This is a genomic window from Flagellimonas yonaguniensis (assembly GCF_029193885.1).
GTDB lineage: Bacteria > Bacteroidota > Bacteroidia > Flavobacteriales > Flavobacteriaceae > Flagellimonas > Flagellimonas yonaguniensis.
In genome coordinates this window covers 12070-31087 of record NZ_JARFVB010000016.1, presented here as the reverse complement: position 1 = coordinate 31087, position 19018 = coordinate 12070, and the positions used below count along the sequence as shown (strand labels likewise).

18 protein-coding genes are annotated in these 19018 nt (G+C 42.7%); 7 read left to right on the top strand and 11 right to left on the bottom strand.

Annotated elements, in window-relative coordinates:
• Nucleotides 1-19: 19 nt before the first annotated feature.
• Both PY092_RS17305 and PY092_RS17300 read right to left on the bottom strand, forming a co-directional pair.
• A complete protein-coding gene (locus PY092_RS17305) occupies nucleotides 20-1069 on the bottom strand; it encodes a response regulator (RefSeq protein ID WP_275617053.1) in 1050 nt (349 codons plus the stop codon).
• Entirely contained in the window at nucleotides 1041-2576 is a 1536-nt protein-coding gene (locus PY092_RS17300) for a sensor histidine kinase (RefSeq protein WP_313790233.1), read from the bottom strand. Before PY092_RS17300 ends, PY092_RS17305 begins: the two co-directional genes overlap by 29 nt.
• An 86-nt stretch (nucleotides 2577-2662) precedes the next feature.
• Between PY092_RS17300 and PY092_RS17295 the strand changes: the two genes are divergently transcribed.
• Nucleotides 2663-3070, top strand: a complete 408-nt coding sequence (locus PY092_RS17295; protein ID WP_275617052.1) for a hypothetical protein — start codon at nucleotides 2663-2665, stop codon at nucleotides 3068-3070.
• On the opposite strand, the gene PY092_RS17290 is transcribed toward PY092_RS17295, so the two are convergent.
• The 3 genes from PY092_RS17290 to PY092_RS17280 form a co-directional block, all read right to left on the bottom strand.
• Nucleotides 3071-3892: a universal stress protein gene (locus tag PY092_RS17290; RefSeq protein WP_275617051.1), complete on the bottom strand. Its 822-nt coding sequence runs from the start codon at nucleotides 3890-3892 to the stop codon at nucleotides 3071-3073.
• A 165-nt stretch (nucleotides 3893-4057) separates the two neighbouring features.
• A complete protein-coding gene (locus tag PY092_RS17285; RefSeq protein ID WP_275617050.1) occupies nucleotides 4058-4348 on the bottom strand; it encodes a chaperone modulator CbpM in 291 nt (96 codons plus the stop codon).
• 6 nt (nucleotides 4349-4354) lie between these two features.
• Nucleotides 4355-5269, bottom strand: a complete 915-nt coding sequence (locus PY092_RS17280) for a J domain-containing protein (RefSeq protein WP_275617049.1) — start codon at nucleotides 5267-5269, stop codon at nucleotides 4355-4357.
• A gap of 179 nt (nucleotides 5270-5448) precedes the next feature.
• Between PY092_RS17280 and upp the strand changes: the two genes are divergently transcribed.
• Nucleotides 5449-6102, top strand: a complete 654-nt coding sequence (gene upp / locus PY092_RS17275) for a uracil phosphoribosyltransferase (protein WP_275617048.1) — start codon at nucleotides 5449-5451, stop codon at nucleotides 6100-6102.
• 13 nt (nucleotides 6103-6115) lie between these two features.
• Here the strand turns inward: upp and PY092_RS17270 are convergent, their stop codons facing one another.
• From PY092_RS17270 to PY092_RS17260, 3 genes are all read right to left on the bottom strand, one after another.
• Entirely contained in the window at nucleotides 6116-7486 is a 1371-nt protein-coding gene (locus tag PY092_RS17270) for an MBL fold metallo-hydrolase RNA specificity domain-containing protein (protein WP_275617047.1), read from the bottom strand.
• Nucleotides 7487-7492: 6 nt separating this feature from the next.
• A complete protein-coding gene (locus PY092_RS17265) occupies nucleotides 7493-8335 on the bottom strand; it encodes an ATP cone domain-containing protein (RefSeq protein ID WP_275617046.1) in 843 nt (280 codons plus the stop codon).
• A gap of 87 nt (nucleotides 8336-8422) precedes the next feature.
• The gene (locus PY092_RS17260) at nucleotides 8423-8551 is read right to left on the bottom strand and encodes a hypothetical protein (RefSeq protein WP_275617045.1); all 129 of its coding nucleotides are present in this window, start codon (nucleotides 8549-8551) and stop codon (nucleotides 8423-8425) included.
• Nucleotides 8552-8988: 437 nt separating this feature from the next.
• Here PY092_RS17260 and PY092_RS17255 point away from each other — a divergent pair, with 437 nt between their 5' ends.
• Nucleotides 8989-10077, top strand: coding sequence for a formylglycine-generating enzyme family protein (locus PY092_RS17255; protein WP_417958379.1), 1089 nt, complete (start codon nucleotides 8989-8991; stop codon nucleotides 10075-10077).
• 36 nt (nucleotides 10078-10113) lie between these two features.
• Here PY092_RS17255 and PY092_RS17250 read toward each other — a convergent pair whose 3' ends face one another.
• Both PY092_RS17250 and PY092_RS17245 read right to left on the bottom strand, forming a co-directional pair.
• Nucleotides 10114-12651, bottom strand: coding sequence for an ABC transporter permease (locus PY092_RS17250; RefSeq protein WP_275617043.1), 2538 nt, complete (start codon nucleotides 12649-12651; stop codon nucleotides 10114-10116).
• Nucleotide 12652: 1 nt separating this feature from the next.
• Entirely contained in the window at nucleotides 12653-13330 is a 678-nt protein-coding gene (locus PY092_RS17245; RefSeq protein ID WP_275617042.1) for an ABC transporter ATP-binding protein, read from the bottom strand.
• 42 nt (nucleotides 13331-13372) lie between these two features.
• Between PY092_RS17245 and PY092_RS17240 the strand changes: the two genes are divergently transcribed.
• The 3 genes from PY092_RS17240 (at nucleotide 13373) to PY092_RS17230 (ending at nucleotide 16790) form a co-directional block, all read left to right on the top strand.
• Complete coding sequence (locus PY092_RS17240) at nucleotides 13373-14074, top strand: arylesterase (protein WP_275617041.1); 702 nt, start codon at nucleotides 13373-13375, stop codon at nucleotides 14072-14074.
• Between the two features lie 105 nt (nucleotides 14075-14179).
• The gene (locus PY092_RS17235) at nucleotides 14180-16372 is read left to right on the top strand and encodes a PAS domain-containing sensor histidine kinase (protein ID WP_275617040.1); all 2193 of its coding nucleotides are present in this window, start codon (nucleotides 14180-14182) and stop codon (nucleotides 16370-16372) included.
• A 4-nt stretch (nucleotides 16373-16376) separates the two neighbouring features.
• Nucleotides 16377-16790, top strand: coding sequence for a response regulator (locus PY092_RS17230; RefSeq protein WP_275617039.1), 414 nt, complete (start codon nucleotides 16377-16379; stop codon nucleotides 16788-16790).
• 1 nt (nucleotide 16791) lies between these two features.
• On the opposite strand, the gene PY092_RS17225 is transcribed toward PY092_RS17230, so the two are convergent.
• A complete protein-coding gene (locus PY092_RS17225) occupies nucleotides 16792-17517 on the bottom strand; it encodes an NUDIX hydrolase (protein WP_275617038.1) in 726 nt (241 codons plus the stop codon).
• 149 nt (nucleotides 17518-17666) lie between these two features.
• Between PY092_RS17225 and PY092_RS17220 the strand changes: the two genes are divergently transcribed.
• Nucleotides 17667-19016 carry a TolB family protein gene (locus PY092_RS17220; RefSeq protein WP_275617037.1) on the top strand — a complete coding sequence of 450 codons (1350 nt, stop codon included), beginning with the start codon at nucleotides 17667-17669 and terminating at the stop codon, nucleotides 19014-19016.
• The last annotated feature ends 2 nt before the right edge of the window (nucleotides 19017-19018 follow it).

Genomic DNA, 19018 nt, shown 5'->3' with positions numbered 1-19018 from the left:
TTTTATGACCTACATTTTCTTAGTTCACGTGCTGGAGTGCCTCTTTGTCAAGGACCGTGATATTTCTGTTTTCGATGGCAATAAGACCTTCGTGTTTAAAATCGGAAAGGGTTCTGATAAGACTTTCGGTTGCAATGCCCGCGACTCCGGCCAAATCGCTTCGGGCTATTTTTAAAGGGCCTTGTTTATTCTTGTTCATGGCCTTGCAAAACATCAATAGGGTCTGTGCCGTTTTTTTCCGTACAGAACTATAGGCCATTTGCAGCAATTGGTTTTTTATTTTGGCCAAATCCTCGGTTATGACATCCATCAGTTCCAGTGAAACGCTTTTATTGTCTTCCAGAATCCCTTTTACCTTTTCCTTTGATATCCCCGCCAGTTCCACATCTTCCATTGCCAATGCGTATTCTTGGTACGGCATATGATCCGTTAAAGAGGTAAATCCCAAAAAATCGTCTTCGGAATGTATGGATGTTATGAGTTCCTTGCCCTCTTCATCCAGTCCACAACTTTTTACGACCCCTTTTAAGATCAGGTACACCATATTGGAGTGGTCCCCTTTGGAATAAATGGCCTCATCCTTTTTAAAGGACAATGGCTCGCCATGGTCATCAAAAAAATTCTTGAGCTCGTTCAGTGATCGTATTTCGGGTTCTCCAAGTCCTCTTTTTGGATGTTCGGCCAAGGCGGTTTCCATATGTTCGGCCTTTTCCAAACGGCATTGGATTGCCGACAAAAGTTCTTCTTCCTCAAAAGGCTTTGTAAGGTAATCATCCGCCCCAAGGTTCATTCCCCTTCGAACATCCTGTCTTTCGGTTTTGGCGGATATAAAGATAAAAGGGATATAACGGGTAGCTTCAAAAGAAGAAAGTTGTTCCAACACTTCGTACCCATCCATTTCCGGCATCATGATATCACAAAGCACCAGGTCCGGAAGCTCTTTAATGGCCTTCTGTACCGCTATTTTTCCATTCGATGCAGAACATACTTCAAAACCTGACAACTCCAACAGTTCCGCTACATTTTCACGTAGCGAATTATCATCCTCCACCAGTAAGATTTTTTTCATTTTCCTTGTTGTTTATTGGTATATAAAGTGTGAAAGTAGATCCTTTTCCCTGTTCACTTTTAAAAGTCACATTGGAATCGAGATTGTGCAAGTGCTGCCTTACGATATTAAGTCCAATGCCCGTTCCCTGTACCGTGAGCACATTACTGGCCCTAAAATATCTGTCAAAGATAAAAGGCTGATCCTCTATGGGTATGCCCAGCCCTTGATCGATAATATCGATATGGAGTTGTTCGTTTTTCTCTGATACCGAAAGCTCTATGTCCGTATCCTCTGGTGAATATTTGATGGCATTGTACACCAAGTTGGACAGTGCCAATCCCATGATCTTTTCATCAAACTCAACGGCAATTCCGTCAATGTTCTCCGGGTATTTGATTCGCTGCCCTTCTTTGAGCAAGGTATTGGAGTCATAGACCACTTCGTTGATCAATTTGCTCAGTGGGAATGAGGTTATATTGTATTTTACTTTACCCAGGTCCAATCGTTCTATGGACAAAAAATCGGTAAGGATATTGTCCAAATACTTTACCTTGGACTTAATGGTCCCGATATGTTTGTCCCTTTTCTCTTGCTGATCGGATTCCGTGTACTTTTTCAGTAAGGAAGTGGAAGTCAATATACTGGACAATGGCGTTTTGAACTCATGCGATACCAAGGACAGGAATTTGGTCTTGAGTTCATTGAGCTTTTTCTCCGCTTGGAGGGCCTGTTGCAACTGCTGTGTACGCTCCTCTACCTTGTTCTCTAGCTGTTGGGTATAGTTTTTCCGTTCCGTAATGTCCAGTACAATGGCTACGAACACCCTTTGTTTTCCCAAAAAAGAAAGTTGAAGGTGTACCTCCACGGGGTATGTGGTACCATCTTTCCGTTGATGCACCGATTCAAAGACCACTTTTTCCTTTCGGCCGGACATCAAAGGGGAGACCAATCTGGAAAACACTTCCTCTCTTAGCTCTGGTTTGATATCCAATACCAACATTCGACGCAGCTCTTCTATGGTATATCCCAAATTATGCTGGGCACCCTTGTTCACATTGATGAAAACAAATGACTCTGCATCAAAAACATAGATTTCGTTCAGGGATTCATCAAAAATCCGGAGCCAATGCTCCATGGCCTCTTCAGCCTTTTTTTGCTCCGTCACATCCATGATCAAGGCCAAAACATAATTTTTCTTGCGAAGTTTGAACGGATTAAGGCTTATCTCAAGTGAAAACTCAACCCCATCTTTACGGCGACCGACCAAATCCCTTCCTTTGCCCATCTGCCTTGCTTTTCCCTCATGCATAAAGTTCTGTGCCAATACTGAATGATGACCCTTTAACTTCTGGGGCAGTAAAATCTGCATGGGTTGACCAATGAGTTCTCCATCCTCATAACCGAACATGGTATTGGTAGCGGAATTGCTAGCTGTAATGAGTTGCTGTTCATCGACAACAAGGATTCCTTCGGAGATTACCTCCGTTAACATCCTGAGCACATTACTTTTTTCAAATAGTTCCAAAACAATATATAAATTTACTGATCTCGGTCATGGTAGGAAAGTTTTTACATGACTATATTTAGATTTTAGCATTAAAATTTAAGAAAATGTTGAAATCTAAAAAAGACCTTGGGAACGAATTATACCAAAATTTAGGGAAATTGTTTTACGCCATGGCCATGGCAGATCACAGTATACATATGAAAGAAATGGAGAAGCTCAACGAGGTGGTTCGCGACCATTGGTTAGAGGTCGATGACATTGAGGATGAATATGGTACCGATTCCGCTTTTCAGATCATCTCGGTTTTTGATTGGTTATTGGAATATGAAAAGGACAGTGAAGAAATCCATGAAGAGTTCGAAGCTTTTTACATGGATCACAAAATACTGTTCTCCCCAAAAATCAAGAATTTGGCCTTGTCCACTTCAAGGGCCATTGCCGCATCGTTTGCTGGTAGTAATAAATCAGAACTCATTTTGTTGGGCCGCTTGCAATTGCTCTTCGAAAAATAATCACAGTTTGATGGTCATCACGGGCATTTTTGCGTGGTTGGATATGTTTTCCGCCAAACTGCCCACTACAAAATGGGCCAAGCCTTTGCGTCCATGGGTTGGGATTACCAACAGATCGGCATTCTTTTCAAAACAATAGTTCAAAATTCCACGCTCCACACTATGGTGGTTGTAAAAATCCACTTTGATTTCTTCGCCGACTTCCTTTTCAAAGGACTCCATTCTTTTCTCCACATCATCATGTCCCATAAAATTGGCCCCAGCTGAATTGATGTAAACGACCTCCAATGAAGCTGAAAACAACTCTGCATAAGCTTCGGCCTTCTCATAAATTGGAATACACTCCTTGCTAAGATCGCAGGCCATTACCATTTTGTTGATGGTAAAATCCTTGTGTGGCTTTTTGATGACGATTACGGGCAATTCAGAAGAACGAACCACTTTCTCCGTGTTGGAACCTACGAACAAATCGCTAAAACCACTGGTTCCATGGGACCCCATGACCACTAGGTCGCAATTTTGTTCATGTGCCACTTCGTTTACCTCATTGAAGTCCTTATAGTTTTGAATAATGGTGGCCACATGAACATCTTTAAGATATTCCCTTTCCGTAAATTCCTTGATTTTGTCCTTGGCCAACTTCAAAAAATATTTGGCCTCTGCCTCTTCGGCAATCTCAGAGTTGGCCAATACGGAATCGGACATCCCGATCATGTGCAATAAAACAATACCTGCCCCATGTCGCTTGGCCAATATTGCAGCAACTTCCAAGGCATATTCGGAATAGGCGGAGAAATCGACGGGTACCAATATTTTTTTCATGACATCCAATGTTAAAAACAAAATGGTCCTCATCTTCAGAGATGAAAAAAGAATCTTACAAAGACTACTGTTCCTGAACCATTATAGTTATTAGATTTTCTCTTAAAGGTATTGGAAGGATGCCTCGATTCCTATGATCTTGGTCATATCCGAAAACGGTAATGATCATTCCAATGTATCCAGTTTCTTTTTAAGGGATGCCACCTCTTGCTGTAAGTTTTCCACTTGTCCCAAAAGATGATGAATGGCTTGAATCCCCTCGGGATTGATATCCAATTCGTTGTGCAAACGAACCATTTTTTCCAGAAGTGGAAGGTCTTCAATATGAAATTTACCTTCGTCTTCTTCGTACTCCACTTGTAAAATTTCATACTCGTACATAGCGTACACAAAAGATTCCCCAACCCCATGGCGTTCACAAAAAGTCTTTACCGATATGTAGTTCTCCTGTTTCATGTCTTTTTATAATAGCTTGGTTTTTTCCAAGGATTCAAATAGCGATTTCTGCTCCGGGGTTAAGTTCTTCGGTATTTTCACGGTATAGGTAAGGTACAAATCCCCAAACTGACCTTCTTTTCTATATTTTGGAAATCCCTTGCCTTTGAGTTTTACCTTGGTACCATTATCGGTTCCAGGTGCTACTTTCAATTTCACTTTTCCCGTTAAGGTCTCTACTTGTATTTCACCTCCGAGCACTGCTTTCACCAATGGAATCTCGACCGTTTTATACAGATTGGGACCATCCCGTTTAAATACTGTATTATTGACAATGGAAAAGGTAATGTAGAGGTCACCGGCAGGTCCGCCTTCAATGCCGGGGCCTCCGTGGCCTTTGATTTTTATGGTCTGCCCATCCTCGATACCCGCAGGAATGGTCAGGCGAATGTTTTTCCCATTTACCGTTAGTGTTTGTTTTTGGGTGGTGTACACATCCATCAGGGACAATTGGAGCTGGGCATTGTAATCCTGTCCTCTAAATTGGACATTTTGCCCACGGGAACCGAACCCGGATGCTCCTCCCCCGAACATGGATTCAAAAAAGTCTGAAAAATCCTGGGCAGAGCCACCAGAACGGCTATAGGTGTAACCCGAATAATCACGACCACGTCCCTGTTGTGCCCTTGAACGTTTGGCTCTTTCAAATTCCTCAGCGTGCTGCCAATCCTTTCCATACTCATCGTATTTCTTTCTTTTTTCCGGATCGGAAAGCACTTCGTTTGCCTCATTGACGCGCTTAAAGTTTTTTTCCGCCTCCGCATCATTGGGATTCAGGTCGGGATGGTATTTCCTAGCCAGCTTGCGATAGGCTTTTTTTATTTCGTCGGTAGATGCTTTTTTGTCTACCCCCAATACATTGTAATAATCGATAAAATCCATAGGTCGGTACCGTAATCTTAAATTCGTTTACCATAAATGACTCTTTCAAATTTCGCTAAAAATCTTCTTTTATTCCAATGACGATTATCAGTGTCCGAACAAGACTTTTGGGTTGGGGACTTTCATTTTTATATGTTCCCGACAACATTTACCTTTAGGAAAAATCAATTCCCAATACAATGATCATCCATCAGTTTGACCAAACCAATTCCATCCTAAACACTTTTATTTCAGAAATCAGGGATGTGGATATTCAAAAGGATTCCATGCGTTTCCGACGAAATATTGAACGCATTGGCGAAGTTCTGGCCTACGAGTTGAGCAAGACTTTGGAATATGGGGAAAAGACCGTTCAAACACCTTTGGGCACCAAAAAATCCTTCCTGTGTTCGGACAAATTGGTACTGTGTTCGGTACTCAGGGCCGGGCTTCCGCTCCACCACGGGATTTTAAGTTATTTTGATGGAGCCGAAAATGCCTTCATCTCCGCATACCGCCACCACCCCAACAATGATGATGCCTTCGAGGTCATCGTAAAATACTTTGCCGCACCTTCCCTTGATGATAAGGTTTTAGTATTGACAGACCCGATGTTGGCCACGGGGAAAACATTGGAGAACGTGCTCGATGCCCTCAAAAGCCATGGTACGCCCAAAAAAATCCATATTATATCCGTCATCGGTTCCAAATCCGGAGTGGCGAAGGTTGAACGGGATTTCCCAAAGGATACCCAATTGTGGATTGCCGCCATTGATGATGAACTTACGAGCAAAGGATACATTGTGCCCGGACTCGGCGATGCAGGGGATTTGAGCTATGGCATCAAATTGTGATGCCCCGCTGCCATTACAACAGAATTTCGATTACTTCGTACATTTCGGGTATATGACAGTTCCATCCGAATTTCTCATGGATTTTTTTTCCATAGGTATCCATTACAGACCTTTCCCCATGAACCAAAAAGACTTTTTCGGGAATGTTCTTTATGGAACCCATCCATGTCAGCAGTTCCGCTTGGTCAGCGTGGGCCGATAAACTCTCCAAATGATGGACCTTGGCTTTAATAGGTATATATTTTCCGTAAATTTTAAGTTCAGTGGCTCCTTCGAGCAGTTTTCTACCTCGGGTTTCTTCCGCTTGGAACCCAACAAGAAGAATGGAAGTCGACCCCATATCCCCCAATTGCTTGATATAGGTAAGCACCCGTCCTCCTGTGACCATGCCACTGCCCGCAATCACAATTTTGGGTCTAGGGTCATCAATGGTTTCCCAGGTTTCTGCATACGAGCTCACTATCGAAATATGATTGCACATATTGTGGTATTCCTCTAAAGTAAGTTTGTGCCAACTTGGAAACTCTTCAAACACCTCCAATACATTATTGCCCATGGGACTGTCCACAAAAATGGGAATGTTCGGAATTCTGTTCTTCCTATAAAGCTTCCACAATTGATACATTAAGGACTGTAAGCGTTCCACAGCAAATGATGGGATGATTAACGCTCCCCTTTTCTGCAAGGTTTCCTTTACGAGTTCCGTCAAAATGTGCTCCACATCTTCTTCAGGATGCAACCTATCCCCATAGGTGCTCTCCACAAACAAATAATCGGCCCACTCGGGCTGTTTTGGAGGATTGAGCAATTCGTCTTCTTGGCGTCCCACATCCCCCGAAAACACAAACCGTTTTCCATAAAGGTCCATTTCGATATAAGTGGAACCGATAATATGCCCATTGTACAAAAATGTTACCGAGCAATTATCGGAAAGCACAACCTCTTCACCTTCCTCAATCCGCTCAAAAAAATTCAAGGCAAAGGCTGCATCTTCTTTGGTGTACAAAGGCAAAGCGGGATCGTGTTTGCTGTAATGTTCCTCATTGGCCCTCTCCGCTTCTTCTTCCTGTATCTTGGCGCTGTCCTCCAGAATGATCCGTGCGATTTCGAGAGTGGGCTCTGTTCCCAAGATTTTCCCACGAAACCCATGTCGCACCAATAATGGCAGATAGCCACAATGGTCCAAATGACCATGGGTAAGCAGCACATAATCCATTTCCGACACATCCACGGGCAATCGTTCCCAGTTGTGTTCACGCAGTTCCTTCACACCTTGGAACAGACCGCAGTCCACCATTATTTTGGCCTCTTCGGTCTCCAAATAATATTTTGACCCGGTCACTGTTCCCGAAGCGCCAAAAAAATGGATGTTCAGCTTTTTCATAAGCATCTAAGAATTGCAGAGTGATTTCATTTCCTTTAGAATTCTTTGTTTTCTGCCATTGGAAACTCCCAAATGGTCGAGCAAGAAACTATTTTTCATCAATTGCCTGCACAACACAATGTCCCGTTCCAGCAAGAAATCCTTTTCCCTACCGGATAAGAGGGTGGAGACCGTTATCGGGTAGAGCCGCAACCTGTCTATCCGTTCTTTGAGTCCATCCCCATGCGGATAATCCCAACTTAAAAGATACAACCCTACGCATTTGCCATATCCAAGTGCATCTTGGGTAAATCGTGTATTGGTGACCAACCACCCTTCTGTTTCGTTAAAGTTTTTATCCTTTTTGGAATCCAAGGGTGGCTTTACGTCCTTATATCTTGAATTGATGTACAAAGGAACCTTCACATTGCATTTGAGTCCATCCTCGCCGTGAAACTTGCATTCAATAACATTCAGGATACCGTTTTTTGTGGCCAATACATCAATTTCATGGGATACGCAAGTGCCTTCCAGTATCTCTCCCACTTTGGTCTCATAACCGGAGTAATGTAAAATACCGCTGATAAACTTTTCAAAGGGAAAACCCGTGGGCCCCAATTCATAGATGGCCTTTTTCAACTTATATTTTGATGCGTAGACCGACTCCTTTTTCTTCAGAAGGGAAAAGGCCCGGTTGTAAATCTCCTTAGTTGAAATGCCCGGATAAAGTTCATCTTGCACACGTTGAACAATTTCTCCCACCATTTCTTCGGAAGCTCCACTAAATTGAAGGGACCTTTTCAGTTTATCCATGGAGAAATCGACTTTTTCCCCTGTTGATTTTGTAATATGAAAATGTTTGATTGCCATACTACTAAAATACGCAACCTTTTAATTATCAATCATAATTTCAATGAAAATCGAATATGATAAAAATGTAAGGTCCTACCCCGAAAATCAAGAAACAGCACCCTCGGAAACATCCATTTTCTTTAGCGTTCTTCCTTTTTGAATAGCCAATCCAGTGTCCTCCAAAACCAAATACGAACAAAACATAATGACCAATATGATCGCTATAGCTAACATAATACCTGATTCTTAGGAAATGACCATACCCCAAGTCATCTGCAAATATGATGACCACATTTTTTTTCACTGTGAGCTACCCCATTGGGTTCTGCAAATGCTCCTTGTATCCTCCGCATGGAAAAGTCAAAGATAACTCCCATGGCACCCCAAAGAATCTTATTCAATCTTCTAAGATCATTTGGTTAATCATGGCCAATGATCACCAGCAGAAAAGATATAAGAGCCTCTTGTATTGTAAAGGATAAAAATTATGGGCACATACCTCATATTTTTATCGTTTCAAGTAAACCGTTTAAAATCCATATCTTTTCCATATCAAATTCAAAAAAACTGGAGCTGTTTCTTTCATTAACCACAGAAATGGTTGTTGATTGTTTCCTTAAACCAAGTGAGCCCAAAAATGGTACGAAACAAAATCCAAGAACCACTTAAAAATCAAGACATTGAAACCTGCTGTATTTTTTTACTTGCTGATATTACTGTTGAGCTGTAAATCCAAAACAAATCAACAAGAAGAACCAATAAAAACCACAGGGTCCAAAGAGCTTCCAAAACCCAAAAAAGCTCCAAGCGAAACTCCTGATGGAATGGTATGGATACCTGGCGGCTTATTCAAACAAGGCGCTGTACCCAATGACGAAATGGCAATGGCCCACGAAAAACCGGCGCACAAAGTATATGTGGACGGCTTTTTTATGGACATACATGAAGTGACCAACGCCCAATTTGCCAAATTCGTGGAAGAAACAGGCTATGTAACCATGGCCGAGCGAGAAATTGATTGGGAAGAAATGAAAAAACAGTTGCCAGAGGGAACGGAAAAGCCCCATGACTCGATTTTACAACCAGGGTCGTTGGTATTTAAAAAAACAAAATCCAGTGTTCCCAACCTCTATGATTACTCCCAATGGTGGGATTGGAAAATCGGTGCTGATTGGAAACATCCCAATGGTCCTGAAAGTACAATTGAAGGAAAAGAAGACCATCCTGTGGTACATATTGCCTACGAAGATGCACAGGCCTATTGCAAATGGGCAGGACGACGATTGCCCACCGAAGCGGAATGGGAATTTGCCGCACGCGCCAACAAAACGGACAACAAATTTTTCTGGGGCGATGATGTTTCAAAGCTGAGTGCACATGCCAATTCTTGGGAAGGAGAGTTTCCGGTAACCAATACCATGGAAGATGGTTTTGAAAGGAGAGCTCCTATCATGTCCTACCCAAAAAACGATTTTGGGCTCTACGATATGGCGGGAAATGTATGGGAATGGACCAGCGATTGGTACAACACCAATTATTATAAGGAATTGGCTTCCAGCGGAGTAGTTGTCCAAAATCCAAAGGGGGCCGAAAGCGCTTTCAATTCCAGTAATACCTATGCAAAGGAAAGGGTCATCAAAGGAGGTTCGTTTTTATGTAGTGCTTCTTATTGCGCAAGTTATAGGATTTCGGCCCGGATGGCCACCAGTCCGGATTCCGGTATGGAGCACTTAGGGTTCAGGACCGTACTATCGGAATAAAACAATCAGGTCCTTACCTGATATAGCGGTCCTATTTTATTCCTTTTCTTTCTTCAGGACGGTAAGAGGTGAATTCCTTACTATTCCGATACTGTTTCCAACACCTAGTGCAAAGACCAATAACGTAATCGCCGGAAGAATTATGAAGAACGGAACCCATGAAGGGGTAAAAGCCGTTTCGAACAACATATAGGCCAATAAAGTACTTGCCAAAACCGCAAGCAATACCCCCATAAAAGCACCCACGAATCCAAGAACAGCATACTCAATGGCGATCATTTTCAATATTTGGGCGCCTTGAGCCCCCAACGTCCTGAGCAGTGCACCTTGTTTTACCCGTTGGTGCTTGCTACTGTATATGGCCCCCATGAGTACGGCGACCCCAACAAATATGCTAAAGAAAGCCATGAAGTTGATAACCCATCCTATTTTGCCCAAAATATCCTCCAAAAGACCCAGGATTCGCTTTAGATCCAAAATGGAGACATTCGGAAATTGACGTACCAATTGCTGTTGGAGTCGGGCCGAACCCATATCGTCAGAAGTTCTGGTGGTCATTACCCCAAATTGTGGGGCATTTTCAAGCACTCCTGATGGAAAAACAATGGAGAAGTTGGGTTGCAACCTGCTCCAATCCACCTCACGGATACTCTGTACGACCGTGTTCATGATCCTCCCCTGTACATTAAAGGACACAGGATCGCCTATAGTGACCTTGGCCATGTTGGCAAAATCGCTGCTCACGGAAATGGGCACATCAGAATCGGAATCAGCCATACTTACCCAATCCCCTTCCAAAATACGTTCGGAGTTGATCAAGCTATCCCGGTAGGTTACCCTGAATTCATGGCTCAATATCCATCGCCCGACCTGCGATGTGGTATCCTTTCTAATATCTTCCACGTGTTTCCCTTTAAGGGTCTCTACTCGCATGGTGACAATCGGTATTTTATCGATAATAGGATATCCTGCCCCTTGTATAGTGTTGGATACCCCGTCCACTTGTTGTTTCTGAATATCCATCAAAATCATATTGGCGCTATTGGCACTATCCTCAATGGCCGCTTTTTCCAAAAGCATATCCTTGGTAAAATAAAGGGTACTAATCAGAAAGGTTCCGATACCAATGGCCAATACCAAGACCAGGGTCTGATTTTGGGGGCGAAACAAATTCTTCAGACTTTGACGAGCAATAAAACTCCAAGAATATGGGAAGAACTTTTTCAGCATGGCCATAAAGAATCGGGCCACAGCGGTCAAAACCAAAAATACGATTAACAATCCGCTGACAAAAAACAGGGAGCGCATAACATCCCCCAAAAGCCAAAATGAAAAACAAAATACAAACAAAACAATGCCTAAACCAACGGCTATTGTGGCCCATTTGGAACGGGACTGTGTTTCCTGCACCACCCGCAAGGCCTGTAATGGGGACACGTACAATGTTTTCATCAAGGGATACAGGGCAAAAAGCACGGACATGGCCAATCCCAATGATAGTCCCAATACCATGCTTTGTAGGGACAAAGTAATATCAACGTCCACGGGCAACAAATCTCCCAACAATATGGGGAACAATTGTTGGAAACCATAACCAATGGCCGTTCCCAACAAGCCCCCCACAATGCCCATACAAGCAATTTGGATGAAGAAAATAAGATAACTCTGCCGTTTTGATGCGCCCAGACATTTGAGCACGGCAATGGATTTTATCTTCATTTGGACATAAATGCCCATGCCGCTGGCGATACCCACGCAACCCAAAAGCAATGCTATGAATCCGACAAGGTTGAGGAACTTTCCAAAGTTCTCGTAGCGTCGGCCCAATCGACGAGCTTCGGACAAATGTGTATCCAAATCAGCCTCTTCGGCATCAAGTATGGGATCGACCTTCTCATCCAAGAGTGCCATATCCTCAATTTCATCCGCCTTGAAGTAATATTTATATTCGATTCTACTTCCAGTTTGGACAAGCCCTGTCGATTCAATGAATTCAAAAGGAATTAGAATTGGGGGCGCAATGGCACCAAAGACCGAGGTACTCCCTGGAACTGTTTCCAATTCGCCAGCTATGGGCAAGGTCACCGCTCCCAGTTTTATGCTATCTCCAACCTTTAGGTTGAGTTGAAGCATGGTAACGGCATCCACCAAGGCTCCACCATTTCTAAAATCGTTAGCTGCAGAAGTAGGACTGGTCTCTAGATCACCATAGAAAGGAAAACCACCTTCCACCCCCCTGACCTCCATGAGCTTAGTGCCTTCGTTCCCTGGAAAAGCGGCCATGGACATAAAATTGATCTCCCGTGCGTCAGCCCCACCTAAAGAATCCATGATACCCATGACCTTATCGTTGACTGGCTTGTCACTTTCGATGACATAATCGGCCCCTAAAAGTGCTTTGGATTGCGAGGCGATATTTTCCTTGAGCAATCCACTGAAAGAATGCACGCTGACCACAGCGGCCACACCCAAGGTTATGGAAAAGACAAAGAGCAAGAGCTTACCGTAGCTCGCCTTACCATCTCGCCATGCCATTTTTAGCAACCAAGAAAACCCTGTGTTGTTCTTTCCCATATCAACCAACAGTTTCCTCGATTTTGCCCGATCTTAGACGAATACTCTTATCTGTTTTTTTGGCCAGTTCCAGATCATGGGTCACGATTACGAGTGCAGTGCCTTGTTCCTTATTGAGTTCAAAAAGCAAGTCCTCTATTTTGGTTCCTGTTTCGTCGTCCAGATTTCCCGTGGGCTCATCAGCGAAAAGTATGGACGGTTTGTTGGCAAAGGCACGGGCCAAAGCTACTCGTTGTTGTTCACCGCCCGATAATTGGGAAGGATAATGCCCTTCCCTATTTTGTAGACCGACCTTGGCCAAGAGTTCCTTGCCATGGGCCGTTGCTTTTTTCACACCCCGTAGTTCCAAGGGAACAATCACGTTTTCCAAAGCGGTCAAAGTGGGCAGTAATTGAAAATCCTGAAATACAAACCCAACATTCTCGTTCCTCAAACGTGCTCTTCCATCCTCATCCAAATCGAACAAATTTTGTCCGCAAAGCCATATCTCGCCCTCATTGGTGGTATCCAATCCTGCACAAAGCCCCAACAAAGTGGTTTTACCACTGCCCGAAGGCCCTACAATGGCAAAACTTTCTCCACTTTCCACTTCAAAGGAAACATTATTGAGAACAGTAAGGTCATGTTCACCGCTCCGATAGGTTTTAGAGAGGTGCTGAACTTTTAATATCTTTGACATAACACGCTTTTGGTTAAAACTTTCAAAATACTAAAATTGATCATGACCAAGAAAACCCCAAGCTTCCGTTTGCCGTTAATGTTTTGTTATTTTTTGACACTGCTACTTCTTGGTTGTGGAGAAAAAAGCTCGAAAAAAGACACCGAAGTAACAGAGACCACCGAAAAGAACGAAGTAACAGAGACAATCGATTCCAATAAGAAAATCCTATTTTTTGGAGATAGCCTAACGGCAGGATATGGACTCGAAGTAAGTGAGGCATTTCCCGCCTTGATTCAACAAAGAATAGACTCCCTTGGGCTGGAATACACGGTGATCAATGCCGGGTTGAGCGGCGAGACCACAGCAAGTGGAAAAAACAGGTTGGAGTGGGTACTGGAGGATGGTATTGACATCATTATCATTGAGCTAGGCGCCAATGACGGGCTCAGAGGTGTTCCATTGACCGAAACAGAATCCAACCTACAGGGTATGTTGAATATGGTCCAAAGTAAATTGCCTGAGGCCAAAATCATTCTTGCCGGTATGAAGATTCCTCCGAACATGGGACCTGAATACACTTCAAAATTTGAGAATATTTTTCCAGAACTTGCTTCATCGGAAAACGTAACATTGATTCCTTTTTTATTGGAAAATGTAGCTGGCATCCCTGAACTCAACCAGGGCGACGGCATCCATCCTACAGTAGAAGGCCAAAAATTGGTTGCACAAAATGTGTGGGAGGTTTTACATCCCATGCTCTAATCCTTTGAAATCAACAATTCCCACGTTAAAAAGTAAACTTCGTTTTATCACAATATTGCAGGAATTATTGGGTTTTGATATTTTTAGTATCAAAAACTTTCCCCTATGACAGTAAGCCAGTCCATCTTTCACCACACAGCCATTCCCTTCGCCGTTTTGGATGAGGAACAATCCTTTATCGACTTTTCAAAACAATGGCTCAAAGAATTCGACCTTACCCCAAAAATAGAGGGGAAATATTTTTTTGAAGTGATGCCCGAATTGCCCGAAGAATTGAAATCGGATATCAATTATTGCTTGGATGGTATTGAACATCGCTCATATACCAAACGATTGATTTTACCAAACGGTGATTTGGTCTGGTACGACTGGAAAATAAGCAGCATCCATAAAGATGATATGTCCACACCGAGCATTATGATCATTCTGGAAGACATAACAAACAAAATGAGGGAGGAAGAGCTGCTGGTAAAATCCCAAGAAGTTGCAAGGGTTGGTGGCTGGGAAGTGGATTTGGTAAAGAACACCATTTATTGGTCCAAAATGACCAAAGAAATCCATGAAGTACCTGAGGACTACATCCCAAATATGGAAAAGGGAATTTCTTTTTACAAGGAAGGACGGAGTAGGGAAACAATAACCCGTTTGGTACAGCATGCCATTGAAACTGGAAAGCCATGGGACACTGAACTTGAAATCATCACAGAAAAAGGCAATAAACTCTGGGTAAGGGCCATTGGAGAACCCGAAATGATAAATGATAAATGTGTTCGTATCGTAGGAACCTTTCAGGATATCAACAAAAGAAAACAAATTGAACTTGGTTTCAATAAGATAAGTGAAAGATTATCCATTGCCACCAAAACCGCAGGCATTGGAATATGGGAATATATCATTCCCAATGACGAGCTTTTCTGGGACAGCAACATGTACTTGCTATATGGTGTTAAGGAAACGGATTTTAAAGGGGTATATGAAGCTTGGGAATCCTGTATCCATCCAGATGATATAGAACAGATCAATGGGGAAGTAAACGATGCCATCTCCGGAACGAAGGATTTTGACACTATTTTTAGGGTAATATTACCCAGTGGTAAGGTTCGTTGGATGAAGGGCGAAGCCACAATCATTCGGGACCTTGAGGGAAACCCAATCAAAATGATCGGGGTCAACGAAGATATTACAGACCTGAAGACCACACAGTTACAATTGCTCAAAAGTGAGGAGTCACTTCAGGCCACTTTGGAAAACTCCTCAGTTGGAATGGCTTTGGTAGATGAAGACGGGAGATTTATGGATGTAAACCAAAGTCTTTGCAAAAGTTTGGGCTATTCCAAAGATGAACTTTTGAAATTGACATTCCAAGAAATCACCCATCCCCATGATCTCGAAAAAGACCTTTCTCTTTTACGAAAACTTATCCAAGGAAACATAAGCACCTATCAAATAGAAAAAAGATATTTCAACAAAACTGGCGAAATAGTCCATGTTCTTCTATCTGTTACGGGAGCAAGAAATATTGATGGCAATATCTCGCATTTCATTTCACAGATTGTGGATATCACACCTAGAATCAAGTCCGAAAAAAAATTGAAAGGCCTGTTGGAACTATCCACCAATCAAAATAACAGCTTGTTGAACTTTGCGCACATTGTATCCCATAACTTGAGGTCCCATGCAGCCAACTTAACGATGATCAGCAGTTTTTTAACGGACGAGACCTTGGGTGAAGAAGAGCGAAAGGACAGTTTAAGTATGTTGAGCAGGGCCTCCAATGGTCTAAATGAGACCATTACCCACTTAAACGAAGTCGTACAGGTTAAACTGGAAACGGACAAAAAACTGAAACCGATCCATCTCTCCTACATAACACAAAAGGTTTTGATGGATGTACAGGCCCTTATCGAAAAAAATGATGTCCAAATCACCTTAGATGTCCCCAAACACTTCGAGGTCAAAGGTGTGCTGGCCTATCTGGAAAGTGTTGTGCTCAACTTGGTGTCCAACGCCATAAAATACAGGGATCCCGATAAGAAAGCCGCACAAGTATCGCTGAAAGCCTATGAAAATGGAGAGAACATTGTTTTACAGGTAACGGACAACGGATTGGGAATTGATTTGGAGAAACATGGCAAAAAGCTCTTTGGAATGTACAAAACATTCCATAGAAATAAAGACGCTCGAGGCATTGGCCTTTTTATTACCAAAAACCAAATCGAATCCATGGGAGGAAAAATTACCGTAAAAAGTACCCCCTTGGTAGGAACAACATTCGAAGTAATACTTTTAAAAGCGTGATGCCATGGATATCTTGGGTACCGCTTATGTAGTCGACGATGATCCCATCCATGTGTTTGGGATGCAGCTCCTCTTGAAAAAAATAAAGTTTTCCAAGGAGGTTTTGGTGTTTCGCAATGGTCAAGAGGCCATTGACGCCCTTTTGGAGTCCTTGGGCAAAGGAGAAACTTTGCCCTCAATAATTTTCTTGGACCTCAACATGCCCATCAAAGATGGTTGGGAATTTTTGGATGATTTTGTACGGATACCCCACCATAACAGGGAAAAAGTAACCATCTATGTGGTAAGCTCTTCCATCTACCCATCTGATGAGGAAAAGGCCAAGAAGTATCAAGTGGTGAGCAATTATATCATTAAACCCGTCAATGAACATGAATTAACCCAATTGTTGGGTAATTTAGGCTGTTTGAACGATTAGGCTATTTTTTAAAACGATATAGGTACGGTGCCCTATTCTGTGCGCCTGTGAATTTTTTTCCAAGGCGTTCCAAAACGTTGAGCCCAAGTATTTTCTTTTGAAAATTGTTCATGGGAAATTCCCTGTCATACACTGCTTCATACAGTTCCTTTACTTCACGCATGGTAAATTGTTCAGGAAGTAAGTTAAACCCTATCAATTTTTCGTCAAGGTTTTGACGGAGTGCCTTATGGGCGGATGCAACAATGGTATTATGGTCGTGCGTCATTTTTGGGAGCTCTTCAACACTTACCCATTTTAAAAATTCTTCAAAATCGCCGATTTTAGGGTCTACTTTGTCCAAGTCCACCAAAGCGTAGTATCCAAGACAAACAAAACGGCCGGTTACCCAATCTATCGCTTCCTGATCAAATCTTTCGGGATCGAATTCACGCAATCCCGATCTTATCAAATCCCTGAACTCGCTACCTATGATCCTATCTGGACCACCAAAGGCCTTGAACTGTTCCAAATAGATATTATCCAGTCCTGTTCTTTCCCTCAAAATACGTGCAGCTGCCTCATCTATACTTTCCGTTTGAAAAATATATCCCCCGGGAAGGCTCCATAAGTTTTCCCCGTAGCTTAATTTGGAAATCAAGACCTTCAATTCTTTGTTCTTGTAACCAAAAATCACACAATCGATGGAAAGTTGTGCGATGTAATCCTCTTTTTTAAACTTACCCATAATTCTTTTGTCAATGCCATCAACTATGCACAAAGTTAACATTAGTTGCATATCATTTCATCACTACAAAAGTAACACTCCAATGCTATTATCTTTTATTTAGAAAATAATGTATATTTATCCTGCACACAAAACTAAACAAAGTACTCATGAGGAATTTTCATCAACTTCAGGAATACGTTTTGGGCAGCAACCTGTTCCAAAACAAATTCCTTTTCTTCTGTGGATTAATACTATGCGTATCCACCTATTCACAACAAGATTCCCTTGCCATCATCAAATTATTGGAAAAAGAAGGGCTCACTTGGCGCATGGGGGATAAAGAGGCCCACGCATCATTGTGGAAGGAACGACCCTATAGTCGTATCTTGATTTCCACTGCGGATGGCCAGACCATTGATGTACCCACGCAGACCATCATAGATCCACCGTCAAGTATGATCGGTAATGGTGGATTCGCATTCCATTCCAACCACAAAATGCGAATCGACGAGCATATCGCCTGGGTGGCCCATGACGAAGTTTCTGTAGGTACGGACGGTAAGGAAACCCTCTCCCACGAAGTACGTTTCTTGGAAAAGTTTGATGGTGTTTGGAAACTGGTAGGACAATCACTGCATTTTTATAATCATCCTCCAGAAAACAAGGTTGATACGACCAGTTATATCCAAACTGTGGATATTGAAACGGGAAGAATAGAGACCATTCTTAGCGTTGACGACCATTTTGAAGCTCCCAATTGGCATCCTGACAACTATTTGATCGTGAACAGTAAGGGAAAGCTGTACACTTTGGATTTGGAGACCAAGGATTTGAAACTGTTGGATACTGATTTTGCCGACCAGAGTAACAACGACCATGGGATTTCACCAGACAATCAATGGTTGGCCATTAGTCATAATGACGTAAACGACCCATCTCCCAAAACCTATAAATCAGCTATTTACATCCTACCCATTAAGGGAGGAAAGCCGAGGAGGGTAACTTCTGAGGTCATGTCCTTTTGGCACGGCTGGTCCCCGGATGGCAAATGGTTGGCCTATTGTGCCGAGCGAAACGGCAATTATGATGTGTACACCATAAGTGTGGACGGTGGGAAAGAGAAAAGACTGACCACAGCCGAAGGCTTGGACGATGGCCCCGATTATTCGCCCGATGGAAAGTATATTTATTACAACTCCTACAAATCCGGGCATATGCAGATCTGGCGTATGCAAACCAATGGAAGAAAACAAGAGCAATTGACCTTTGACGAAAACTCCAATTGGTTTCCACATCCATCCCCGGATGGTAAATGGATTGTGTATATTGCCTACACCTCTGACCAAAAACAAAACCATTTATTTGGTAAGCAGGTAAAACTCAGGCTCATGAATGTGGAAACGAAGCACATAAAAGATATTACCCCTGTTTTCTTTGGTGGACAAGGGACCTTAAATGTGCCCTCTTGGAGTCCAGACAGCAAAAAATTGGCCTTTGTGAGTTATTCCGTCAACTAAAC

Excerpts from the sequence above, each read along its gene's own strand:
- PY092_RS17235 (WP_275617040.1), top strand. The coding sequence starts at position 14,180 with ATGACAGTAAGCCAGTCCATCTTTCACCACACAGCCATTCCCTTCGCC.
- PY092_RS17245 (WP_275617042.1), bottom strand. The coding sequence starts at position 13,330 with ATGTCAAAGATATTAAAAGTTCAGCACCTCTCTAAAACCTATCGGAGC.
- PY092_RS17280 (WP_275617049.1), bottom strand. The coding sequence starts at position 5,269 with ATGGATTTTATCGATTATTACAATGTATTGGGGGTAGACAAAAAAGCA.
- PY092_RS17270 (WP_275617047.1), bottom strand. The coding sequence starts at position 7,486 with ATGAAAAAGCTGAACATCCATTTTTTTGGCGCTTCGGGAACAGTGACC.
- PY092_RS17295 (WP_275617052.1), top strand. The coding sequence starts at position 2,663 with ATGTTGAAATCTAAAAAAGACCTTGGGAACGAATTATACCAAAATTTA.
- PY092_RS17225 (WP_275617038.1), bottom strand. The coding sequence starts at position 17,517 with ATGGGTAAGTTTAAAAAAGAGGATTACATCGCACAACTTTCCATCGAT.
- PY092_RS17240 (WP_275617041.1), top strand. The coding sequence starts at position 13,373 with ATGACCAAGAAAACCCCAAGCTTCCGTTTGCCGTTAATGTTTTGTTAT.
- PY092_RS17220 (WP_275617037.1), top strand. The coding sequence starts at position 17,667 with ATGAGGAATTTTCATCAACTTCAGGAATACGTTTTGGGCAGCAACCTG.
- PY092_RS17265 (WP_275617046.1), bottom strand. The coding sequence starts at position 8,335 with ATGGCAATCAAACATTTTCATATTACAAAATCAACAGGGGAAAAAGTC.
- PY092_RS17230 (WP_275617039.1), top strand. The coding sequence starts at position 16,377 with ATGGATATCTTGGGTACCGCTTATGTAGTCGACGATGATCCCATCCAT.
- PY092_RS17305 (WP_275617053.1), bottom strand. The coding sequence starts at position 1,069 with ATGAAAAAAATCTTACTGGTGGAGGATGATAATTCGCTACGTGAAAAT.
- PY092_RS17260 (WP_275617045.1), bottom strand. The coding sequence starts at position 8,551 with ATGTTAGCTATAGCGATCATATTGGTCATTATGTTTTGTTCGTATTTG.
- PY092_RS17250 (WP_275617043.1), bottom strand. The coding sequence starts at position 12,651 with ATGGGAAAGAACAACACAGGGTTTTCTTGGTTGCTAAAAATGGCATGG.
- PY092_RS17290 (WP_275617051.1), bottom strand. The coding sequence starts at position 3,892 with ATGAAAAAAATATTGGTACCCGTCGATTTCTCCGCCTATTCCGAATAT.
- PY092_RS17285 (WP_275617050.1), bottom strand. The coding sequence starts at position 4,348 with ATGAAACAGGAGAACTACATATCGGTAAAGACTTTTTGTGAACGCCAT.
- upp (WP_275617048.1), top strand. The coding sequence starts at position 5,449 with ATGATCATCCATCAGTTTGACCAAACCAATTCCATCCTAAACACTTTT.